4 protein-coding genes and 1 pseudogene are annotated in these 3,928 nt (G+C 71.2%); 3 read left to right on the forward strand and 2 right to left on the reverse strand.

The window, feature by feature from the left end; translation table 11 throughout:
• The 3 genes and pseudogenes from IY392_RS16440 to IY392_RS16450 all read left to right on the forward strand — a co-directional run.
• Nucleotides 1-395, forward strand: a pseudogene (locus tag IY392_RS16440) (ABC transporter family substrate-binding protein); the annotation flags it as partial.
• Nucleotides 392-1,288, forward strand: coding sequence for an N-acetyl-1-D-myo-inositol-2-amino-2-deoxy-alpha-D-glucopyranoside deacetylase (gene mshB, locus IY392_RS16445; protein WP_182613523.1), 897 nt, complete (start codon nt 392-394; stop codon nt 1,286-1,288). The pseudogene IY392_RS16440 and the gene mshB, both read left to right, overlap by 4 nt.
• Nucleotides 1,285-1,686 (forward strand): hypothetical protein, encoded by a 402-nt coding sequence (locus IY392_RS16450; RefSeq protein WP_182613522.1) that lies wholly within the window; start codon nt 1,285-1,287, stop codon nt 1,684-1,686. The genes mshB and IY392_RS16450 overlap by 4 nt, the downstream gene beginning before the upstream one ends.
• On the opposite strand, the gene IY392_RS16455 is transcribed toward IY392_RS16450, so the two are convergent.
• On the reverse strand, nt 1,657-3,360 hold the full coding sequence (locus tag IY392_RS16455) for a PH domain-containing protein (RefSeq protein ID WP_194861803.1): 1,704 nt from the start codon (nt 3,358-3,360) through the stop codon (nt 1,657-1,659). The two genes, IY392_RS16450 and IY392_RS16455, sit on opposite strands and share 30 nt — an antisense overlap.
• On the reverse strand, nt 3,357-3,928 hold a 572-nt coding region (locus tag IY392_RS16460; RefSeq protein ID WP_194861804.1), incomplete at its 5' end, for a PH domain-containing protein. The genes IY392_RS16460 and IY392_RS16455, both read right to left, overlap by 4 nt.

Below are 3,928 nucleotides of genomic sequence, written 5' to 3' on the forward strand. Positions count from 1 at the left end.
GCCTCGTCCCGCCGGAACCCGACACCGGCACCACCGCGACATCCCGTCTCGACCCGACCGCGACCACCGGGGCGCCCGCCCCCACCACCACCAGTGCCCCGTCACGCACCATCGGCACCTCCGCCCCGGCGAGGGCGAGCGGGGTCTCCGGGGTGTGCGTCCCCGAGCTCGACCGAGCTCTCGGGCTCGGGGACGCGCCGGGCGGCCCCGACCTGGAGACGGCGGGCGACCTGGTCGCCGAGCAGGCCCTCCGGATCCCGTTGGTCAGACCGGTTCTGCTGCTCTCCGACGACGGCGTCGAGGTGACCGGCGTGGGTCCAGCCGGTGCCGACGCCGCGCCACCGATGGTCTCCGACGTCTTCTACTCAGCACCCACCTGGAGGAGGACCGGATGACACCTCTCGCCGTGCCGCAGCCGGGCACCGCACCCCGGGCCCTGTTCGTCCACGCCCACCCGGACGATGAAGCCATCACCACCGGAGGCTCGATCGCCGCCCTCGTCGCGGCCGGTGTGGAGGTGCGGGTGGTGACGTGCACCCTCGGGGAGGAGGGTGAGGTCCTCGGTGAGGACCTCTCCGGGCTGCTGGCCGACCGCGCCGATCAACTCGGCGGGTTCCGGATCGGGGAGCTGGGGGTCTCGCTCCGCGCGCTCGGTGTCGACCGGCCCCGTTTTCTCGGGGGCGCCGGCCGGTGGCGGGATTCCGGGATGGCCGGGACGCCGTCCGCGCGGCATCCGCGCGCCTTCGTGGGCTCTGGGCGCGAGGCGGTCGACGAGATGGTGGCACTCGTCGACGACTGGCGTCCCGACCTGGTGGTGACCTATGACCCGCGCGGAGGTTACGGCCACCCCGACCACATCCGCGCCCACGAGGTCGTCCACAGTGCGATCGACCAGGCGGCCCACCGGCCCTGGCGGGTGGCGTGGACCGTCACCGCCAGGTCCGACGTCTCGCGACGACACCCGGCGCCGCCGGCCCACCTGCGTCACGCGGACGAAGCCGAGCTGCCATCCGTACCGGACTCACGGCTGACCCACCGTGTGCCGCTCGACGACGCCACCTATGCGGCCAAGCTGGAGGCCCTGACCGGACACGCGACCCAACTCGAACTGGTCCCGGGGCCGGATTCAGAACCGTGGTTCTTCGCCCTGACCAACGGGATCCTCCAGCCCGTCTCGGATGTCGAGTGGTATATCGCCCACGACCTCGCCGACCCCGGGGGCCCCTACGTCAAGTGCCCGCCCGGTACCGCTCACCTGCTCGACGGACTCGTGGGGGAGACCCGGTGACCGGCCGGGCCGCCCTCGTCCGGTCGACCAGGGTGATCGAACTCGGTGTTGCGCTGGTGATGCTCGCCGTCGGCGCCGCCACCAGCTGCGTGCTGGCCGTGGCCTGGCTCGCGACGTACGTCGGCCCGGTCCCGTTCCCGTTCACCATCCTGGCGGCCGGTGTGTGGTCGCTGTTCCTGGTGCGGGTCGCCTCGGCCTGGTCCGACCGGGCGATCGTGGCCGTGTTCCCGGCCCTGATCTGGATCCTCACGTTGGTGACGCTCAACCTGGGCCCCGGAGGCAACATGCCCGTCCCGATCGGGTTACGGGGCCTGGCTCTCCTGGTGGTGGGCGGTCTCATCCCACTGTGGGTCGCGACGCTGGGACGCTCACCGCGGGCGGAGACCCATCGACGGTGAGGAGCGCACGTCGGGGTCCCCGTCGTGGTGCCACACGTCCGTGATGCCGGGGGTCAGCGCCTCGGCCAGAGCCCAGGCCTCGTCGGCGTCCATGTCGACGACGGAGTAGACACCGTTGCCCGCGGGGGTGGCCGCCGAGACGGTCGCGACCCCCGCGGAACGCTGGAACACCGACTGGGTGACCGTCCACCCGATGATGCCCTCCGCCTCGAGCACGGTCCGCTTGGCGGTCCACGACCCACTCGAGCTCACCAGGACGTCGGGCAGCAGAGCGTGGCCGAGCATCCTGATCCGGTCGACGGACAACGCGAGGAAGAACACCAGGGCCGCCGGGATCCCCCACTGCACCCAGATGTCGGCCGATGGGCCGGAGTCGATCCGCACCAGGACGATCAGGCCGGCCACCACCCAGAACGGGAGGAGTCCACGGGTGATCCGCCGGCGCGCGGCCTTCCACGGGTGGCGCCGGAGCCTCACGGTGACCGGCGTCGGGTCGCCGAGGATGCGCGCGGCCACCCGCCGGACGTCCTTGATGGGGGCCTGCGGCAGCAGCGTCGACGCGGCGGCACCCTTCTTGGTCCCCGTCATGATGGGCTCGAGCCGGCCACCGCCCAGGAGCCGGAGATAGACCGGCAGACGGATCTCGACCCCTCGGAGCCTGGCCTTGTCCAGCGCCTGATGCTTCCGTCGGAGGATGCCGTTCTGGACGTAGAGCAACTGTCCACGGTCGGTGAGCGCGTACTTCCCGTAACGGATCGCGTACGTGATGATCGCCAGGACCCCGGCCACCATCCAGACCGCGATCACCTCGCCGACCAGAGCCCACGGCTGTCCCAGGGAGTCGAGCCACGAGACGGTCGCCTCGACCACCGCGAGGTCCATGACCCGGTCGTGCATGTCCCCCATCTGCCAGGTGAGGAGCCACAGGGACAGGAGAACGCCGAACCCGAGGAAGGAGAACGGCGCGAACCGCGCCCAGGTGACGCGCCACCGGGAGATGTCCTCGCCGTACTTCGACCCCCACTGCTCCTCGTCCTCCTCGCTCAGCGTCGGGTCCAGGGCGCGCCGATGTTTGAGCAGTTCGTCGCGCAGCGGCTCGACCTGGGCAGTGTCGATGGCGTTGAGCCGGAACCGCTCGGCGTCCGACTTCCCGGAGTCCGCGCGGCCGGTGCCGACCTCGACGATCGATACGCGCATCACCCGGTGGAACAGGTCCGACTCGGTGTCCACGCTGCGGATCCGCTGGCGCGACACCGTGACCACGTTGCGGCTGAAGAAGCCCTTCTTCAGGACGATGTGGGTCCGGCCGACCTGGTAGCTCGTGGACAGCCACCTCAGTAGACTCCCCAGGACGATCAACGAGATGACGCCGATCTCGAACCAGTAGTTGTTGCGATTCGACCCCAACCACAGGGAGATGAGGAACAGCGGGAGCAATCGGGTCAGCATCCCCAGCGGGTCCACCAGCAGCATCCGCCAGGACAACCGGTGCCACGGGGCCTCCGGGTCGACCGCACCGGCGTCGTCAGTCCGATCGGTCGGCGCCGTCTCCTCGGCCGCCTCCTGGTCCGGTGCCGATTCGGTCCCAGGGGCCCGCGCGGTGTCGACGGAGGAGCCGGCCTCGTCGTCGTCCGGACCGGCCGTCACCCCGGCCGCGGTCCCCGGTCCGCTCACGTCCCGTCCTCCGAGTCGAGGTTGGCGATGGCGATGAGGTGCTGCGCCAACGCCTCCGCGTCGGCGAGCACCAGGCCCCTGATCTCCACCGTGCCCTGCGCCGACGCGGTGGAGGCGTGGACGGTGGCCAGACCGAACCACCGTTCGAACAGGTTGCGGGTGGTGTAGACGGTCTGCAGGCGCGCCAGCGGGGCGATGCGGAACTGGGTGGTCCACCAGCCCTTGCGCGAGCACACGGCGGTGTCCGAGACGTCCCACCGGGCCACGACGTAGCGCCACCACGGCGCCACCACGATGGACATGAACGCGAACGGGACGGTCGCTGCCAGCGCGACCCAGTTCCAGAACCCCATCACGTTGTCGCCCCAGAAGTACCACCCGACCTGCAGGGCGGCGAGGATCGCCCACGACCAGATCCCCTCGATCACCCACAGCACCGGCGTGCGGGGGGAGATCCGGTGACGCGGAGCCGTGACCAGCACCCGGTTGGACGTCAGCAGACCCTCGCCGGAGTCGGGGACGTCCTCGGTAGCGGTCGCCGGAGCCGGCTCGCGCAGGGCGTGGGCGC

Source organism: Dietzia sp. SYD-A1, assembly GCF_015356725.1.
Lineage (GTDB): Bacteria > Actinomycetota > Actinomycetes > Mycobacteriales > Mycobacteriaceae > Dietzia.

Coding starts and splice junctions, on each gene's coding strand:
- mshB (WP_182613523.1), top strand. CDS start 392: ATGACACCTCTCGCCGTGCCGCAGCCGGGCACCGCACCCCGGGCCCTG.